An 18,961-nucleotide genomic window follows, 5' to 3' on the forward strand; every position below is an offset into this window, starting at 1 on the left:
TTACCTTGTCATTTTGGCAATCAATAAGGACAAATATGCATGCACATTGCACAGCGTATCGCAGTTAGGTTTAATCGGCAGCATTTACCCATTTTTCGTATTGGTGCAATCGGCTTATGTATTTTGCTGAGTGCCTGCCAAAAAACAGAAACTGAAAATAAAACAACAGTATCAGAAAAAATTGAACTCATTCAGCAAGATTTAGTGACACCACAACAAGGCAGCGCAATCAGTAAAACTGCCTTTACAGGCACAGTGCGTGCAGTCAATCAAAGTAGTATTCAAGCACAGGTGACTGCCACAGCAACTTCAGTCTATGTCAAAGTGGGCGATAGCGTACAACGTGGTCAAACCTTGCTACGCTTAAATAATCAGGATAATGCTGCGCGTTTAGCACAAGCTCGCGCCAATTTAGCTGCAACGCAAGCGCAAGCCAACCAAGCCCACAACATGATGCAACGAAAAAAACGTTTGCTCGATCAGGGTTTTATTTCACAAGTGGAATATGAGCAAAGTCAGTTAGATTATCGTGCGCAAATGGAAAATGTACGCGCCCAACAAGCCAATGTCGATATTGCACTAAAAGCCGATCAGGATGGCACGATTACCAGTCCAATTCACGGTGTCATTACCCAACGTCAGGTTGAGCCTGGGCAAACTGTGGCTGCAGGACAAACCTTATTTGAAGTCGTCGATCCGAACCAATTAGAAATTCAAGCCAAATTACCAAGCGACTTACAAGCCGCACTCAAAATTGGTCAAAAAATTGAATATCAACTCCAAGGGCAAGCAAACACATTTAATGCACAAATTAGCCGCGTTTCCCCAGTGGCAGATTTAGCCAGTCGTCAAATTGAGTTTTTTGCAACCCCGCTTGATCGTCTTCCCTCTTTAAGTATTGGGGCATTTGTGGATGGTTATATTTTAGCGAACACGACAATTTCAGGGCAAATCATCCCACTCAATACCATTCACGATATCCAAAACAAACCTTATGTTTGGGTGATTCGAGATCAAAAAATTGCCCGCGTGGATATCACAGTTTTAGAACAGCGCTATAGTGACAATACTGCTGTGATTCAAGGCTTACAGAGCAGTGATCTAGTCAGTCGAGTGGTGTTCAATCCCGATCAAATTCAGCAGCAGGTGATCATTCAAAATAACCCTCAATAAATTGAATTTCATCTCAATGCAGTAGTGCAGATGTCCAATAAATAAAAAATCAGGATCGTTGTTATGTGGTTTACCCGAGTTAGCGTCAAGTATCCCGTTTTTACCATCATGATGATGTTTTGTCTAATGGTGCTTGGCTTGGCTTCATGGCAACGTATGGGCGTGGAAGAATTTCCTGACGTCGATTTTCCGTTTGTAGTGGTTTATACCAGTTATCCGGGTGCATCACCTGAAACAGTTGAATCTGAAATCACCAAGAAAATGGAAGATCAGATCAACACCATTTCTGGACTCAAACAACTGGTTTCACAATCCAGTGAAGGGCTATCTACTATTATTGCCGAGTTTAATTTAGATGTTCCTTCGGCAGTGGCGGCACAAGATGTACGCGATACAATTTCGTCTGTCAGTGCAGGCTTTCGAGATGAAATTCAAGACCCTGTGGTGGAGCGCTACGACCCAACTGCCAATGCAGTCATGTCGATTGTGTTTGAATCCTCACAAATGTCTTTGCGTGATTTAAGTTCCTATTTAGATCAACAAGTTGTACCGCAACTGCGCACTGTGTCTGGTGTCGGAACTGTTAATTTATTGGGTGATGCACAGCGACAAATTCGGATTGAGGTAGATCCACAAAAGTTAATGAGTTTTGGACTGGGTGTGGATCAGGTCATCAACACGCTCAAAGCTGAAAATATTGAAGTACCTGGCGGCACACTCAAACAAGCCAATAGTGAATTGGTGGTCGAAATCCAATCCAAAGTCATTCATCCTCTGGCTTTTGGCGATTTAATTATTGCCAATAAAAATGGTGCGCCAATCTTTTTAAAACAAGTTGCCACAATTCAAGACAGTCAGGCAGAGCTGGAAACCAGTGCATTTTTAAATGGGCAAACTGCGGTTGCTGTCGATATCTTGCGTAGTTCAGACTCTAATGTTATTGAAGTGGTTGATAACACCTACAAAACCTTAGAACGTATTCAGACCCAACTACCTGTAGGCATGACTGCAAAGGTCGTGGTGGATTCTTCTAAAGGGATTCGTGGCAGTATCCGTGATGTAGCGCGCACCATTATTGAGGGTGCGATTCTGGCAGTCCTGATTGTACTGTTGTTTCTTGGTTCATTCCGTTCTACCGCCATTACAGGATTGACCCTGCCAATCGCCCTACTCGGCACACTCACCTTTATTTGGGCATTTGGCTTTACCATCAACATGATGACCTTACTGGCGCTCTCGCTCAGTATTGGCTTATTGATTGATGATGCAATTGTGGTACGTGAAAATATCGTGCGTCATGCAGATATGGGTAAAGACCATGTCACGGCTGCTTTGGATGGTACTAAAGAAATTGGCTTGGCGGTTTTAGCAACTACCCTGACCATTGTGGCTGTATTTTTACCTGTGGCATTTATGGGCGGGATTATCGGACGCTTTTTCTATCAATTTGGTGTCACCGTCAGTACTGCCGTACTGATTTCCATGTTTGTCAGTTTTACGCTGGATCCAATGCTTTCTGCACACTGGGCAGAAAAAGCAAATCCGAATAAAAAACCTGGACGGGTAAAACGCTTCTTAAACTGGATTTCTAACAAACTCGACAATTTAAGCCATCATTATGAAAAACTTTTAAAATTGGCACTACGATTTCGCGTTATTACCTTATTGATTACAGTGGGCTCATTATTTGCAGCACTCGGATTATCCAAACTGATTGGTACGGAGTTTGTACCTGTACCCGACAAAGGTGAGATTCGGATTAAATTTGAAACACCTGTGGATGCCTCACTTGAATATTCACAAGCAAAATTAAAACAAGTAGATCAAATCATCCGTCAACACCCTGAAGTTCGCGCGACTTACGGAGCCATTAACAGCGTGACAGATCGCGGGAAAAATCATGTTAACTTGCGTGTAACTGTCAGCCCGCGTAATGAACGTCAACAAACGCTGACCGAACTCAATAACGAATTTCGCCAGCGTCTACAAAGTATTGCAGGCATCACCATTACCTCTGTCGCATCTGCCGATGAAACGGTTTCTGGTGGGCAAAAACCTGTGATGGTGTCTATTAAAGGCCCTGATTTAGCAGAATTACAAAAAATCTCTGACCGCTTTATGACCGAAATTGCTCAGGTGAATGGTATTGTCGATTTAGAAAGCTCGCTAAAAGCTCCTAAACCTACATTAGGTGTTCATATTAACCGTGTCCTTGCCAGCGATTTAGGGCTATCGGTGAATCAAATTGCCAATATTATCCGCCCACTGATTGCGGGGGATGATGTCACCACTTGGCAAGATGAACGTGGCGAAACCTACGATGTCAATGTTCGCCTTACAGAAAACCATCGTAGCTTGCCGAGCGATGTGCAAAATATGTATTTAACTTCACAAAAAACCGATGCCAATGGACAAAATATTTTAGTGCCTCTAGCAAGTGTGGCGAAGTTTGAAGAAAGTTTAGGTGCAGCGCAAATCAACCGCCGTGATTTGGCCCGTGAAGTTTTGGTCGTAGCTAACACTGCTGGACGTCCTGCAGGTGACATTGGTGCCGACATTCAAAAAATTCAGGATAACTTTAAATTACCCGCAGGTTATAGCTTCGACACTCAAGGCGCCAATGCTGACATGGCTGAATCTGCAGGTTATGCACTGACTGCAATTACCCTGTCTATTGTGTTTATTTATATTGTTTTAGGTTCGCAATTCAACAGTTTCATTCACCCCGCAGCAATTATGGCTTCCCTACCTTTATCGTTGATTGGAGTATTCTTGGCACTGTTTATTTTTAACTCGACCATGAACCTGTTTTCTATTATCGGTATTATTATGCTGATGGGATTGGTCACCAAAAATGCGATTTTACTAATTGATTTTATTAAAAAAGCCATGGATCAGGGCGATTCACGTTATGATGCAATTATAGCTGCAGGGAAAACCCGTTTACGCCCTATTTTAATGACCACCAGTGCAATGGTGATGGGGATGGTGCCACTCGCACTTGGCTTGGGTGAAGGCGGCGAACAAAGTGCGCCTATGGCACACGCAGTCATTGGCGGTGTAATTACATCCACCCTACTCACCTTGGTGGTCGTACCTGTCATTTTCACTTATTTAGACGATTTTAAGAATTTTATGTTACGCCAAACACGTAAACTCATTTCTTAAAATCTCACGTAAAATCACACAATCGCTCGGGCTAAATTTTAACGCAAGTTTAGCCCGATTTTTATTGTATAATCTGGCTTTGAAAAAACTCCATTTAACGCTTCACTTTTTAGGACAGTTTCCATGCGCGCGAGTCGCTTTTTATTTGCTACGTTAAGAGAAACCCCAAACGATGCCGAGGTGATTTCTCACCAGCTGATGTTACGTGCGGGTATGATTCGTAAATTGGCTTCAGGTTTATATACTTGGCTGCCAATGGGTGTGCGTGTGCTAAATAAAGTTGAAGCCATTGTTCGTGAAGAAATGAATCGCGCAGGTGCTTTAGAAACTTTTATGCCTGTCACTCAGCCTGCCTCACTTTGGGAAGAATCAGGGCGTTATGTGCAATACGGTCCTGAATTACTACGCTTTAAAGATCGCCACGACAATCCTTTTGTACTTGGCCCAACACATGAAGAAGTCATTACCGATTTGGCGCGTAATGAATTAAAAAGCTATAAGCAATTGCCAATCAACTTCTATCAAATTCAAACTAAATTCCGTGACGAAATTCGCCCACGTTTTGGGGTAATGCGTTCACGCGAATTTATTATGAAAGATGCTTATTCTTTCCATACCGATCAAGCTTCTTTACAAGAAACCTACGATGTAATGTACGACACCTACTGCCGTATTTTCTCGCGCCTAGGTTTAGACTTCCGCCCAGTACAAGCTGATACAGGTTCTATTGGTGGTTCTGGTTCACATGAATTCCACGTTCTGGCTTCAAGCGGTGAAGATGATATCGCCTTCTCTACCGAATCTGATTATGCAGCCAATATTGAAATGGCTGAAGCTATTTTGGTGGGTGAACGTGCTGCTGCAACGCAAGAACTCAACATTGTAGATACACCAAATCAAAAAACCATTGCGGAAGTTTCTGCATTTTTAGGTACAAATAGCAACCAATCAGTCAAAGCGCTCTTGGTTCAAGGTATTGCAGATGAAACAGGTCAAGTGCCTGTGATTGCATTATTCCTGCGCGGTGACCATGAACTCAACGAAATTAAAGCAGAAAAGCATCCACAGATTGCTGCACCACTTACTTTTGCAACCGATGCACAAATTGCAGCTTTAGGTTTAACTGCTGGTTTTGTTGGTCCACAAGGTTTGGTTGAAAAAGGCATAACAGTGATTGTAGACCGTGCTGCATCGATATTGTCTGACTTCGTTGCAGGTGCAAACCAAGTTGATCAACACGCAACAGGTGTGAACTGGGAACGCGATGCGCAATATACTGAAGTTTACGATTTACGTAACGTCGTTGAGGGCGATCCATCTCCAGATGGCAAAGGAACTCTACAAATTAAACGCGGTATTGAAGTCGGTCATATCTTCCAGCTTGGTACTAAATACTCAGAAGCGTTGGGCTGCAAAGTATTAGGTGAAGATGGCAAACCGTTTACTGTTACCATGGGATGCTATGGGATTGGAGTAACACGTGTCGTTGCCTCTGCCATTGAACAAAATTTTGATGATAAAGGGATTATTTGGCCTGCAGCCATCGCACCATTTGAAATTGCGATTGTACCAATGAACGCACATAAATCACCTCGCACATTAGAAGCAGCAGAAGCACTTTATGCTGAACTTCAAGCTGCGGGTTATGATGTATTACTGGATGATCGTAATGAACGTCCTGGGGTGAAATTCTCTGACCTTGAGCTTACAGGTATTCCGCACCGTATTGTGATTGGTGAGAAAGGTTTAGATGCAGGTACTTTTGAATATAAAGGTCGTCGTGATGCTGAATCTAGCAACCTAACGAAAGAAGAATTACTCATCAAAATTGCCAAATAAGATTGAACACTGAGTATAAAAAATCCCGCACAAGTTGCGGGATTTTTTTCATTTGGGATTAGCAGAATTTCATACCACCATAACAGTTAGGGGTAACATTTTGGTTTTGTAAAACCTGATTATTAAGTGTTAATCTGGCTGGTTGACCCGTGTAATATCCTGTGTAACTACCAACATCGATATTCATTTTACGCTCGATTGGTGTACCAGCCAATGAACCTAATGCTTCTAACAAACTTACATCTACATTATGCTTATCTTGCATTAACTCAGAAGTTAATGCTTTTGCGACCTGTGGTAGTACTGCAGAAACATCTACCAAATCCGCAGTTGCCAAATAACCTAATTGCACTGGTTCCTTAAACGACATCCACCAACCTTGTTGTGCAATATCTTTTTCATCTGCACCCATCCACTGCACTGGCTTGCTTTGTAAAGATAAATATCCACCTGTTCCTGTCAGAGGAATATTGTGAATCATATTTAGGGCTTGGACAAAAGTAATATCCATATTCAAATTTTCTAATGTAGAACCCTTACTCATTTTAAAGAATGAGTGATCACCAACAGAACCAAACAATAAAGGAGGAAATGTGACATATAACTGGTCTTTTGAAAAGTCAGGTGTTCCATTTACATCACCAGTGTATGTCCCAGACTCTGTTGCCGCTAGCGGAATAGAAGCTAATGTTGAACGGATACCCGTAACTACAGCGGATTCCATACGCTGACCAGTCACTACTGTTTCAGGCATCGTAAAATCAGCTCGCATCGATGGAACGGTAATCCCAGTATGTCCTTCTGCGCCAGGTTTACTTGTATAGACACGATCCTGCCCCAACGCAGTCAGTATCCCACTAATTTTTTGGTCAGAGGCATTACCAAATTTAGCTTCTTTAGTAAATGAATGCCCTTGCGTTTGTGCCATTTTCATATAACCACTGAAACTTTTAATCCCGTCATTTGGGTTTTGCACGTTATCTGTACCCAAAGTCAGTAGACCTAAAATTTCTTCTGCACCTAAGCGAAAACCAACCACTTCACGTGTTGACGCACTATTTCCACTAATCGCAAATTCAATAAATGGATTGGTAATTTGTGCACTGGTACCCGCACGTTCACCATTAAACTTGGGACTACCTGTTGAATCATAGGATTCATTCAAACCACTTAACGAAATATTAGAAATATCAATATCACATCCCGCTTTACCACCAATCGCATTATTTACACCGCCACAACCTAATTGTAGCGTTTTAATGTTGGCATTAAGCTCCATGAGTGCATCAACACTTAGTTTATAAAAATTTAACCCTTGCGATTGATCTGTCGCAGTCATCAGGTTCAAAAGTGCCTGACCTTGTACATGAGATAACTGATCATCATTTAAAGCCTGCATCGCTTGAGCAGAATTGAATGAAAAAGCTGTACTTAAAATAGATGCAACTAAAATTGTTTTTTTCATTTTATTTCTATCCTTTAGCGTGGCGTAATGCCCAATGTGCTGCGCATGGTTCCACCTGTAAGCACGACAGATGCGATTTTCTGCATATTGCCATTGGTAGACATTGCAAAGTCTGTTTTAAAGGGTTGAGCAATATCATTTTTATAATTAAATTTAACTTGATTGTCTAAAGTGACCGTATCTGCACTGACAACAACTTTTCCTTTAACACCTAAATGACCTTCCATTCGATTCAAGTTTATTGAAGAAGTTTGAACAGTTTCATTATTCACTTGATCTTCATTAATTAAACTAAAATAACTACCTAAGTTCTTCGGATTCGACTTTTCTGTGCTATCTAAACTTCTAAACTTAAAGTTCGCATCAAAAGACAAAAAGTTTGAGTTCGGATTAGTATCGGTAGGATCCATTCCAGGAATTACCAACAATTCACCATTGCCATCTAATTTAAAAGCAATTGTGGTCAACACATCATCTTTCTTAGAGAAATTATCGTAAGGTACAAAACCACCGCATTTAGTTGATCCTGTGACGCAGTTGTATTTCGAACCTGGTAATTGTCCAATCGCTAACTCTGCTTTTGCTGCAACTAATAAATGATCTGCACGAATATAAATCCCTTCATCTTCATAACCAATCACACCGTCGGACTGAATTAATGCATCAATATTTCTTAAACCAGCATAATAGTTGACAGCTTCACCAGCATGCAGGCTGTCTTGCCCGTCAATTAAGATAATAGAAGTGGTACTTGGTAAGCCTGTTTTTGAATCAATGCCATAACCTTCGGTAGAAACAATAGCGTTATAACCAATTCCAGTTTTGTTCGTTCCATCATAAGGTGACAGATATTGTTTACCCGACAAGGCCACATTGGCATTTAAATTATAAATTGGAATCCCAATACCCCAAGAACCACCATCTCCTGTCAATTCATTTAAAGAGTTGTCAGAAATAATTCTAGCTTTGGCTGCAATAGACTGAAAGTCCATACCACGAACAGCGATCAGTGAGAACTGGTCACCTTCAAGCTTACTCGATAGCAACTGGTTTAAAATAGGACTGGTTGCACCAATGGTATTTTTAATATTTTCATTGACTAAAAAATTGAGGTTTTTCGCTTGTACGGTATTAATATAAATATCGCCAAAATCAATATAAGCATTTTTATTGTGCAAAGCACCTTGTGCATCACGTGTGGTTAGCGGTCTTAAATTCGAAAACTCAACCGCATAACTGCCTTTTCCTGTGTGCCCAATTTCTAAGGTTGTTGGTAATTGCCCTGCAGCCAAGCCTGCCGTATTTTGATTGGTAAAATCAGCAGATAAGCCCAAATGCAAACCACCTTGCCCCACCACAGTATCGTAGCCTGTAACTGCAGTATTTTTAGTTTCAATTACACCATTGACCTTATTCGAAACGTCAAAATTGGCAACATTTTTTTGATGCCCATTAAAAAACAATTTCGCATTGCTTACCGCACCTGATGCACCAAAGCGAATTAAATTTTTATCATCATAACGCAAGTCAATATTGACCCCAGGGTTAGTTGCATTTTGTCGGCTACTAGCAACATCACTCAGGTCTTTCACTCGTCCAAGATTAACAAAATGGTCGGTGGTACTATTTTTAGTGGTAAAGACCAATCCCTCATCGGCATCAATGTACATATAGCCGTCAGTCGCAAAATTAAAGTTAAAATCATGCATAGATAATTGATGCTTACCTAAACCATGACTAATTTTGGCATTCTGCAGCTGAAAATTTAAATGTGCCGTTTCATTTTGATTAAATAAACCTGCTTTGGTTTCTAACAGAACTTTTAAAGGTGATTTAATTTCTAAGCCGAACTGACCCAAGCTTTGTGTTTCCTTGGTACAACTATTTCCAACACAGTTTCTTTTGACTAAGTTTAAATCTGCAGTCGATTGAAAAGCATCAATGCTCGCATCGATACGCACACCTGCACCAACATCAGTTTTACCCACATCTAAAGCAAGCTTACTGATAATAGGCTGGTTATTCTGTCCTTTAATTTCTACATTATGTAAGCCTAGACCCAGTTGAGCTCCACCCACTAAATCAGGATCATACCAATTGACTTGATTAATCGTGGCTTTGGACATTTCATGGGTGATTACAATACCATCTTGCCCACTTACATCAGACAAATGCTGGTCTGCAATCAACTCTAAAGCATATACTTGTTGCGCACAAAGTACGCTCAATGTTAATAAATTTAACTGCATTATTTTTTTCATTTTTATTTCCCGATACTGTACTTAATCCTATATTCAACAACGGCTTGCTGCTGAACCTGTACAGTTGTAGCTAAATATTTTCACATTGCCAGACATGTGCATATTGCCGTGAATATTTAAGCCCATAAATCCTTTTTCAGCGCCCTGATCAAACAAAGGGACATCTTCTTGCTCAACTGGGCTATAACTACCATTTTGCTGATAATTTCTTCCTTGAAATTTGGTATATACCTCTGAATTTGCATAACCTTCATTTGCTCCCTGCCCTGTACCTGTTTCGATCGCCATGGTTGCAAAACCCAAATTTCTTATTTTTAATGGCTTATCATCATAAAACTTAAGCTGCATTGCCGTTTGTGGGTCATTTTTATGATTAATAATAGTCGTGCCATCTAAAGAAAATTTATCTATTTGTATGGTGCCCTGAATTTGTTTAAATACCAGCCATTTTTTATTGCCGTTATTATCTTCATGGTTATTGGGTGCAATCGCTAAACGACAAAGCACATTATTGTCAGCACAATTTTTACTATAGCGATAATAAACTTCTGTAGGTTTAGTCCCACCATTAAATTTAGAAATATTGCTGAGTTCTAAATTTTCGGCATATTCATGGTTTAACGATAACGTCCAACTGAGGTCTGCTCCACCTTGACCAGTAGCCTGCGTTAATTCATGATTTTCCAGTGCAATTAAATTGGCATGGGTCAAAGGACTACACATCAATGCAATACAAGACAGTTTTTTCAACATGATGATTCTCCTTTTATAGACCTGTTGTTTTAAATTTAAGGTGCTGAATCAGCACACCATCTATTGCAACTGAACCTAGATTCTTAGCAGTACCATCTACACCCTTAAATACAACACCTGTGGCATCCGTATGATCTTTGGCACGCAACATATTATTTGGCAAGCGTTCTACAGTACCAATTGCAATACTACTATGCGTCGCATTACGTCCTTGATACATCGCAGCACTGTCATTGACATTGGCTTTTAGCGGTGTGCCACAACTCACCACATTACAGGTAGAACCTGTAAATGCTGTAGAACCTAAATACCCACCCTTTCCATCTTCATAATTTTGATAAATTTTATTGTAAATTTCAGGAACATTCGGAATACGTGTTACTTCTAGCACAATATTATTGCCCTCAGAACCAACCACAAAAGGCTGATACATATTCCCTAAAACTAAATTTATATTCGGACTGTATAAATACAAACCCTCTGTATCATGAAAAACTGGTGCCAATGAACCATCTATTGCTGGTGTGACCGCCGTTCCATCCAAAGTATCTGATTTCGCTGCTGTACTAATGCGGATCCCTTTACTGTCTAAGTTTGAATCTGTGAAACTTAAATTCGCAGGATTATCATTGGTATTTAAACGCAATACACTTGCCATACCCAAGGTTTGATGATGATTTGGGTTATCCGAGTCTAAAGTCTGAAATATTCGGGTCTGTGAACCATTTAGACTTAAACCATTGGCAACAAACTGAGTGCGTAAACGGTGCTCTTTATCTAAACCCGATTTTGGTGCTCCAGTGCTCGGATCAACCTCTGCGCTTGATTTCAACTGACGCGAAAAAATATCAGTCCAAAAGCCCAATTTAATATTATTATCACTTTCAGTTGCTGTAGTAGTTGCGAGCGGTGCCTCAAGTGCCAAATAACCGACATCTTTTTCTACATTTTTAAATTGTTTGACTTTTTCTGTACCTGCACGGAATAACCATGGATTGTCTGCAGAACCCCAGTTAAAACCCTGATTGCTATAACGACTGCTTAAAGAGTTATCACTTTTAGATAATGCCAGACCATAAATAAAGACATCTGCTTTGGTTCTTAAAGATTGCACAGGAGAACCTAATGCAGCAATTTCCGCTGCCTGTTCAGCCGATTGTATAATTTGAGCATAAACTTCTGCCACAGCAGACTTGGCTGTATCTTCTGCAAGTTGACTCGCATTATATTTAGCCCGAATATCAGCCGATGCTGTTTCTTTGATTATTTCAGCCTGTATTAATGTGTCTACTTGTGAGCCAACTTGGTCTGCTCGAGTAAAGTTGCCAAGCCCTTTATAAAAATCAGAATTCAATAAATCATTATTAGCTTCTGCCGACCGACTCCCATATAAAAGATCAAGCATTTCATAAGTGTTTGTAATAGCATATTCTTTTGCTTTCTTTTCATACTCTAAAACGCCAGTTGGATCCTCGCTAACTGGTCGTGTGGTATATGCAGTAGTTCCATCTTTTTTTAAACTCTTTCTACGCCCCCAAGTCCCATCCCTATAGTCTGCAAGACGTTGATTGTAATAATACTTGAGTGTCTCATTATTAAAAAAACCTTCACGAACATCAAATGTAAATGTTTCTGTTTTCGCTTCAACATCTTTTTCAATATTTTTAGTATATTCTTGATACAGAGTTGAATATTGACTTGTATAGGTTTGTTCATAAGTTGAACGGTAAGTTTCGTTATATTTATGTGCTGCCTTACCTTCTAAAACACTTTGATTATAAGTATTGTTATAAACCGTATGGTATGCACTTTCTGCCAACTGCGCATAATTCTCCCCCGTCGGGATAATACGAATAAAGCCCGTATCATATTGACTTGGGTTTTCTAGCCCACGTGTATAGCTCGACCCTGTTGATAGGTCATTCGGTTGCTGAAACACCATTTTGAAATCATCAAGGACTAAAGCAACCCCTTCGCCTGTGGTATTTGACAAAGAGTCATCGGAGAGTGCTTGTAAAGCATAACTCGGGTTCGTCAAAAATAAGCCTATAGCAGTGGCTAAGCAACGCTTACGAAAAGGGAAAGTAATTGCGTGTTCAGTCATCTCGACCTTCCTTTTATCTGATGCTCCGCATCTTTCTTTTATTTATCTATAGCTTGGCTATTTATTTGAGTGTTTTTATCCTTAAAAACGTGATTATGCCAAACCATTCTCATATTTAATTATGCTGAATATTTATGCAAATGCAAAACAAACTGGCTAAACAGCACAGCTTTCCGATGAATGAAAAAAAAGCGAGCACATTGGCTCGCTTGTTCAACAGAAAAATTGTGATGGGTTAATCACTTATGCTTTAGGCAAGGTCACGCCTGTCTGCCCTTGATATTTACCACCACGGTCTTTGTACGAGGTTTCACAAACTTCATCTGATTCAAAGAACAACATTTGTGCCACACCTTCGCCTGCATAAATACGTGCAGGTAAGTTCGTGGTATTGGAAAACTCTAAAGTTACATGACCTTCCCACTCTGGTTCCAGTGGCGTCACATTCACAATAATACCGCAACGTGCATAGGTCGATTTACCTAAACACACTGTCAATACATTGCGCGGAATACGGAAATATTCAACGGTACGCGCCAATGCAAACGAGTTTGGCGGAATGATGCACACATCTGACTCAATATCGATAAAACTTTTTTCATCAAAGTTTTTTGGATCGACAATTGCGGAGTGAACATTGGTAAAGACTTTAAATTCACGTGCACAACGTACATCATAACCATAACTAGAAACACCATAAGAAATGAGTTTCTCGCCATTTTCGTCAAAGCGAACTTGGTTTTCTGCATACGGTTCAATCATGCCGTGTTTTTCGCTCATTTCGCGAATCCAACGATCAGACTTAATTGCCATTTATTTTCTATCCAAAATATGAATGTTTAACTGTGCTGTACTTTAACTGAAATCTAAGTTAATGAAAACCAGCCGTTTCCCTCACATCGCTTTTTTAAGTGCAATGATTAGGGTCTGTTGACAATTCGTCTATGTTTGCGACAACGCATATTTTTTAGCTGATATAAGGCATGGGACAGGAAATTTAGTCATTCTAAATGACTGGCACATAACGCAATAGCAGCAAAAAATATGCTTGTCCCCTTGCGCAGCAAACAAAGCAATGCTTTGTTCTCGCTCATGTGGCTAAAACTTTCTCAGATTGCGTTATGAAACTTGGCAATAGACCCACTATTCCCTGCGTTTCATGCCTGATCTGCTCAGTTTTAGCCTACAGCGCAAGCCATTTATGAAATGTCAACAGACCCTATTTCCAGTAGATACAACTTTTAGATACAACTTTGGTTTTATAGACTCAACAAAGCCGAATAACTTAAAGGAATTGAAAAGCTCAGCAACACAATAGAAGCTGTTTTTTGTAGATTGCACTGATTGAGCCAGCTAATTTTATTTTTAGCAAGCACGGAACCAATAAATGTCCAGAAAAAGGCAATCGGCACGATTAAACATAAAAATGCCAGCATGTGTGCCACATAATAGTCTGCTTTTACCCATGCAATCGTTGGGAAAATTGCAGAGGCGAACAACAATGCTTTAGGATTCAGTAAAGTCGCTAAAAATAGCTCACTCGCACGGATCGTAGGTTGATTAAAGCTTTGCTCGACTTTAGCCGTGCGCCATAATTTAATCGCCAAGAAAATAATATAGCTTGCACTGAATAATTTTAGAATGGTGGGCAACAACGGGAGATGAGTAGACACCGTACCAATTAAGGCGCCCCAAAGTGTAATAGAAATCAAATAACCCAATGCTTCTGCTGGAATTAATCGGAAAGATTTGCGGATACCAACCTGAATACCTGATGATGCAAGCAAGGTATTGGTTGGCCCTGGTGTCAATAAAATTGTGATCACCAAACCGATAAAAAACCATGAAATCATGCATTGACCTCACTACTGAATGAGCGCAGATTAAAATAGTTCATTGCAATTGGCAAAAAGTATTTTGTAAGACAAATTCTTGATCAGTTTAACATTTTAAATTTATTATTTTATTCAATCACTTATATAAAAAATATTTTTTAATTAAATGGTAACTTATAAGTCATTTTATCTTAACATTTTTAAGGTATTTAGAGATTAAACACCATTAAATCAGATGCTTGTGTATTTTTTAATCAAAAAAAATAGCTCACCGAAGTGAGCCAAATTTTCAAAATATTGTGATTTAGCTTTTAAAGGTGAATCAGTCAAAATTTAAAGGATGATAACTTAATGACTGCAACTGCAATCATTCCAAGCTGAGATCCCTCACTAGAAAATACGATTCTGATCTTTTTCAGCTTTAGGCAGTTTTTTTGCAATTTGCTTGGCAATCGCAATGTAACTATCGGCAGCATCATCGCCTGCAATCACTGACGGCGTACCTGCATCGACATTTTCACGAATACTGACATTCAATGGTAAACGCCCAAGTAACGGAATGTCATATTGTTCTGCCAGTTTATCGCCACCACCTTGACCAAAAATTTGTTCTTCGTAGCCGCAGTTTGAGCAGATATGCGTCGACATATTCTCAATTACGCCCATCACAGGAATTTGCACACGATTAAACAGCTCGATGCCTTTCACAGCATCCATTAAGGCAACATTTTGTGGTGTAGTCACAATCACCGCTCCCGTTACAGGAATACGCTGTGCAAGGGTCAGTTGAATATCCCCCGTTCCTGGTGGCATATCAATCATCAACACATCTAAATCTGGCCATAAGGTTTGATTAAAGAGCTGCATTAATGCACCTGTGGCTTTTGGTCCACGCCACGCTACAGGTGTATTGTGGTCACCTGTTAAATGTCCGATGGATAACACAGGCATCCCAAAAGCATCCAACGGTACAAACTGCTCGGCTTCAATCATTGGGGTTCTGCCTGCATTGCCGAGCATGGTCGGAATACTTGGACCATAAATATCGGCATCCAATACGCCAACTTTTAAGCCGAGCTTTTGCAAAGCTAAAGCCAAATTTACTGTAGTGGTAGATTTTCCAACCCCGCCTTTGCCTGAAGATACCAAAATTACGTTTTGAATACGCGGATGTTTCGGCACATCACGTTGGTGTGGCGCAGCTTTTTGAATCGGTGGATTATTCGGATCGGCTTCTTGCATTGAACTTTGGCCCGCAGCATCGACCACCGGTGGTAAATGAGATGTTGCAGTCTGTGTGGTCGATGTTGCGCAGCTTTCATCTTCAGCATGTTGATGCCCACAACTTTCTTTTTTCTGTCCAGATTTCTGCTGAATCACATGCATATTCAGTTCTTTAATGCCGCATTTTTCTAAAGCATCTGCCAGTTCATCATGAATTTGTTGTAAATGTTGTTTTTCTTCAGGATAAGTATTGATGGTGATTTGCAGAATATCACCTTGCACATTCACTTGAGAAATACGATCTTTTAAAGCATGTTCAGATTCAGGCAATATATAACTTTGTAGCACGTGCTGAATAGCTTCCTCATTCACCGTATGCGAAGGTGAAAAAACTGATTTAAGTGAAGAAAGCCAAGACATAGATTTACTCCAAAGTTTGGAAATACCGCGATTTTGATAGTGTAACGATAATTCAGTATAAGGTTAAGTCGTGCTATCACTGAAATACTTAATTCTGAGTATATTGCTTGGTTTTTGACATGATTTATCTTCAAATGCAGACCAAGAGCTTGTTTCGATATTGTATTTAGCCTTCTAAGCGGATTTGAAAAGAATTCCTGGAATCCCTTGTGCATCTATGTGCTATCTAAGGTAAAATTGCCCGAATTGCATCGTCCCTATTTGAGAGAGTTATATCCGTGCGTCAAATTTTAGTCACTAACGCCCTACCATACGCCAATGGTCCGATCCATATGGGTCACTTACTCGGTTATATCCAGGCAGATATCTGGGTTCGCGCCATGCGTGCAATGGGACATGACGTGACTTATGTCTGTGCGGATGATGCGCATGGTACAGCAATCATGCTGCGTGCCGAAGCCAACGGGATTAGCCCTGAACAGCAAATTGCCAATGTGCAACAAGAACACATTCGCGATTTTGACGGTTTTGGCGTGCATTTTGATCATTATGATTCAACGCATAGCGACACCAACCGCGCACGTGCCAGCGAAATTTATGTCAAAAACCGTGATGCAGGCAATATTGCTGTTCGTCCCGTCACGCAATTATTTGACCCTGAAAAAGGCATGTTCTTATCAGATCGTTTTATTAAAGGCACTTGCCCAAAATGTAAAGCGGAAGATCAATATGGCGATTCTTGCGAAGTTTGCGGCACAACCTATAATGCGACTGAGCTGATTAATCCAAAATCGACTTTGAGCGGTGCAACGCCAGTAGAAAAATCATCAGATCATTACTTCTTTAAATTGCCTAATTTTGGCGAATATTTGCAAAAATGGACGCGCGATGAAGGTCGTTTGCCAGTTTCGATCGCCAACAAATTAGATGAATGGTTTGAAAATGGCTTGAATGACTGGGATATTTCACGTGATGCACCATATTTTGGTTTTGAAATTCCAGACGCACCAAATAAATATTTTTATGTATGGGTTGATGCACCAATTGGTTATATGTCGAGTTTTGAAAACTACGTAAAAACCAAACGCCCTGACCTAAATTTTGACGATTATTGGAAAAAAGATTCAGACAAAGAAGTCTATCACTTCATTGGTAAAGACATCGTATATTTCCACGCTTTATTCTGGCCTGCAATGTTAGATGGTGCGGGTTATCGCACGCCTACAGGTTTATTTGTAAATGGTTTCTTGACTGTAAATGGTCAAAAAATGTCGAAATCTCGCGGCACATTTATTAAAGCAGAAACGTATTTACAGCATTTAAATCCTGAATATTTACGCTATTACTTTGCATCAAAACTGTCTGATAAAGTTGAAGACTCTGACTTAAATCTGGATGATTTTGTGCAGAAAGTAAACTCTGACCTTGTAGGTAAAGTGGTAAATATTGCCAGCCGTTGTGCCAAATTCATCAACACCAAATTTGATAACAAATTAAGTGCGAGCTGTGCAGAACCTGAGTTAGTACAAAGCTTTATTGCTGCAGGTGATTCAATTGCCAATGCCTATGAAGAGCGAGAGTTCTCTGCCGCCATTCGTGAAATTATGGCACTTGCAGACCGCGCCAACCAATATATTGATGAGAAAAAGCCTTGGGCTTTAGCCAAAATTGAAGGTGAAGAACAGCAAGTTCATGACGTATGTTCTGTGGGGATTAACCTGTTCCGTCAATTGGCGATTTACTTGGCTCCTGTATTGCCGACTTTGGCTGAACAGGTTCAAGCTTTCTTGCAGTTAGATAGCTTTAACTTTGAATCACGTAAAACTGTTTTAGTCGGTCATGAAATTGCGTTGTTCCAACCACTCATGCAACGTGTTGATCCGAAAGCGGTAGCTGCAATGGTAGATGCATCTAAAGATTCTTTAGCCGCACCTGCTGAAGCACCAAAAACGGAAAAGAAAAAAGAAAAAGCCAAAGAGAAAAAAGCAGAACCTAAAGTCGGTGAAGCGGAAATTATCACGATTGATGACTTTGTCAAAATTGATTTACGTGTTGCAGAAGTTTTAGAGGCTGCAACCGTTGAAGGTTCAGACAAACTGCTTCAATTAACTTTAAATGTAGGTGAAGCTGAGCCACGTAATGTGTTTAGTGGTATTCGTGAATTTTATCAACCAGAAGATTTAAAAGGCAAATTGGTGGTGATGGTGGCTAACCTTGCACCACGTAAAATGCGTTTTGGTATTTCAAACGGTATGGTGCTTGCAGCAGGTAATGGCGACGGTGTTTGGGTGATTTCACCTGAATTTGGCGCTAAACCAGGTGATAAAGTGTCTTAAGATTTTAGACACTTATAAAAAGCCCTGCTATATTCAAGTAGGGCTTTTTTATAAAAAATTCAAAATGAAACTGGAACTACAAAAAATTAACGAAACGATAAATGCTATTTCCAACTATATTGATCAAGATGAATGGTCTGATGCTCTACTAGGTTGTGAAGTAACATTAAATGCGTTGGATAAATATGATAAAAACAGTATTGTATTAAAGTTGTACTTTAATTTAGCAGGCCACTTTATTGATGTTGGAACATATTTAACCCGAATTACGGATAAGAAAAGCCCTTGAAAAAAAGGTAGTTAGAGCCATTTAGAAAGTTACGACACAACCCAAAGGCTCTAACTACCATGTACGATTTTACAGAAATTTTTTGTATTGTTGA

Annotated in this window: 12 protein-coding genes; 5 read left to right on the plus strand and 7 right to left on the minus strand. The window is 40.1% G+C overall.

From position 1 onward, the window contains the following. Positions 1–39 precede the first annotated feature (39 nt). The 3 genes from FTU09_RS10705 to FTU09_RS10715 all read left to right on the plus strand — a co-directional run bounded on the left by FTU09_RS10705 (position 40) and on the right by FTU09_RS10715 (position 6,180). A complete protein-coding gene (locus FTU09_RS10705; RefSeq protein WP_180080264.1) occupies positions 40–1,173 on the plus strand; it encodes an efflux RND transporter periplasmic adaptor subunit in 1,134 nt (377 codons plus the stop codon). A 63-nt stretch (positions 1,174–1,236) separates the two neighbouring features. Then, on the plus strand, positions 1,237–4,341 hold the full coding sequence (locus FTU09_RS10710; protein ID WP_180080268.1) for an efflux RND transporter permease subunit: 3,105 nt from the start codon (positions 1,237–1,239) through the stop codon (positions 4,339–4,341). A gap of 123 nt (positions 4,342–4,464) precedes the next feature. Further along, on the plus strand, positions 4,465–6,180 hold the full coding sequence (locus FTU09_RS10715; protein WP_167846167.1) for a proline--tRNA ligase: 1,716 nt from the start codon (positions 4,465–4,467) through the stop codon (positions 6,178–6,180). A gap of 58 nt (positions 6,181–6,238) precedes the next feature. Here the strand turns inward: FTU09_RS10715 and FTU09_RS10720 are convergent, their stop codons facing one another. The 7 genes from FTU09_RS10720 to apbC form a co-directional block, all read right to left on the minus strand. Next, a complete protein-coding gene (locus tag FTU09_RS10720) occupies positions 6,239–7,645 on the minus strand; it encodes a hypothetical protein (RefSeq protein WP_180080271.1) in 1,407 nt (468 codons plus the stop codon). A 14-nt stretch (positions 7,646–7,659) separates the two neighbouring features. After that, complete coding sequence (locus tag FTU09_RS10725) at positions 7,660–9,906, minus strand: DUF6160 family protein (protein ID WP_180080274.1); 2,247 nt, start codon at positions 9,904–9,906, stop codon at positions 7,660–7,662. Between the two features lie 33 nt (positions 9,907–9,939). Next, on the minus strand, positions 9,940–10,659 hold the full coding sequence (locus tag FTU09_RS10730; RefSeq protein ID WP_179989682.1) for a hypothetical protein: 720 nt from the start codon (positions 10,657–10,659) through the stop codon (positions 9,940–9,942). Positions 10,660–10,672: 13 nt separating this feature from the next. Beyond that, positions 10,673–12,763 (minus strand): hypothetical protein, encoded by a 2,091-nt coding sequence (locus FTU09_RS10735; protein ID WP_180080277.1) that lies wholly within the window; start codon positions 12,761–12,763, stop codon positions 10,673–10,675. A 243-nt stretch (positions 12,764–13,006) separates the two neighbouring features. After that, positions 13,007–13,576: a dCTP deaminase gene (gene dcd, locus FTU09_RS10740; protein ID WP_004975507.1), complete on the minus strand. Its 570-nt coding sequence runs from the start codon at positions 13,574–13,576 to the stop codon at positions 13,007–13,009. A gap of 446 nt (positions 13,577–14,022) precedes the next feature. Continuing rightward, positions 14,023–14,616 (minus strand): LysE family translocator, encoded by a 594-nt coding sequence (locus FTU09_RS10745; protein WP_070152620.1) that lies wholly within the window; start codon positions 14,614–14,616, stop codon positions 14,023–14,025. A 372-nt stretch (positions 14,617–14,988) separates the two neighbouring features. Continuing rightward, a complete protein-coding gene (gene apbC, locus FTU09_RS10750; protein ID WP_004975505.1) occupies positions 14,989–16,242 on the minus strand; it encodes an iron-sulfur cluster carrier protein ApbC in 1,254 nt (417 codons plus the stop codon). A 278-nt stretch (positions 16,243–16,520) separates the two neighbouring features. Here apbC and metG point away from each other — a divergent pair, with 278 nt between their 5' ends. Together metG and FTU09_RS10760 are read left to right on the plus strand one after the other, a co-directional pair. After that, positions 16,521–18,578, plus strand: coding sequence for a methionine--tRNA ligase (gene metG, locus FTU09_RS10755; protein WP_180080279.1), 2,058 nt, complete (start codon positions 16,521–16,523; stop codon positions 18,576–18,578). A gap of 64 nt (positions 18,579–18,642) precedes the next feature. Further along, the gene (locus FTU09_RS10760) at positions 18,643–18,867 is read left to right on the plus strand and encodes a hypothetical protein (protein WP_180080282.1); all 225 of its coding nucleotides are present in this window, start codon (positions 18,643–18,645) and stop codon (positions 18,865–18,867) included. The last annotated feature ends 94 nt before the right edge of the window (positions 18,868–18,961 follow it).

The sequence above is a fragment of the Acinetobacter sp. YH12058 genome, from assembly GCF_013419805.1.
GTDB lineage: Bacteria > Pseudomonadota > Gammaproteobacteria > Pseudomonadales > Moraxellaceae > Acinetobacter > Acinetobacter towneri.

Excerpts from the sequence above, each read along its gene's own strand:
- FTU09_RS10725 (WP_180080274.1), bottom strand. The coding sequence starts at position 9,906 with ATGAAAAAAATAATGCAGTTAAATTTATTAACATTGAGCGTACTTTGT.
- apbC (WP_004975505.1), bottom strand. The coding sequence starts at position 16,242 with ATGTCTTGGCTTTCTTCACTTAAATCAGTTTTTTCACCTTCGCATACG.
- FTU09_RS10720 (WP_180080271.1), bottom strand. The coding sequence starts at position 7,645 with ATGAAAAAAACAATTTTAGTTGCATCTATTTTAAGTACAGCTTTTTCA.
- FTU09_RS10715 (WP_167846167.1), top strand. The coding sequence starts at position 4,465 with ATGCGCGCGAGTCGCTTTTTATTTGCTACGTTAAGAGAAACCCCAAAC.
- FTU09_RS10745 (WP_070152620.1), bottom strand. The coding sequence starts at position 14,616 with ATGATTTCATGGTTTTTTATCGGTTTGGTGATCACAATTTTATTGACA.
- FTU09_RS10760 (WP_180080282.1), top strand. The coding sequence starts at position 18,643 with ATGAAACTGGAACTACAAAAAATTAACGAAACGATAAATGCTATTTCC.
- FTU09_RS10730 (WP_179989682.1), bottom strand. The coding sequence starts at position 10,659 with ATGTTGAAAAAACTGTCTTGTATTGCATTGATGTGTAGTCCTTTGACC.
- FTU09_RS10705 (WP_180080264.1), top strand. The coding sequence starts at position 40 with ATGCACATTGCACAGCGTATCGCAGTTAGGTTTAATCGGCAGCATTTA.
- FTU09_RS10735 (WP_180080277.1), bottom strand. The coding sequence starts at position 12,763 with ATGACTGAACACGCAATTACTTTCCCTTTTCGTAAGCGTTGCTTAGCC.
- FTU09_RS10710 (WP_180080268.1), top strand. The coding sequence starts at position 1,237 with ATGTGGTTTACCCGAGTTAGCGTCAAGTATCCCGTTTTTACCATCATG.
- dcd (WP_004975507.1), bottom strand. The coding sequence starts at position 13,576 with ATGGCAATTAAGTCTGATCGTTGGATTCGCGAAATGAGCGAAAAACAC.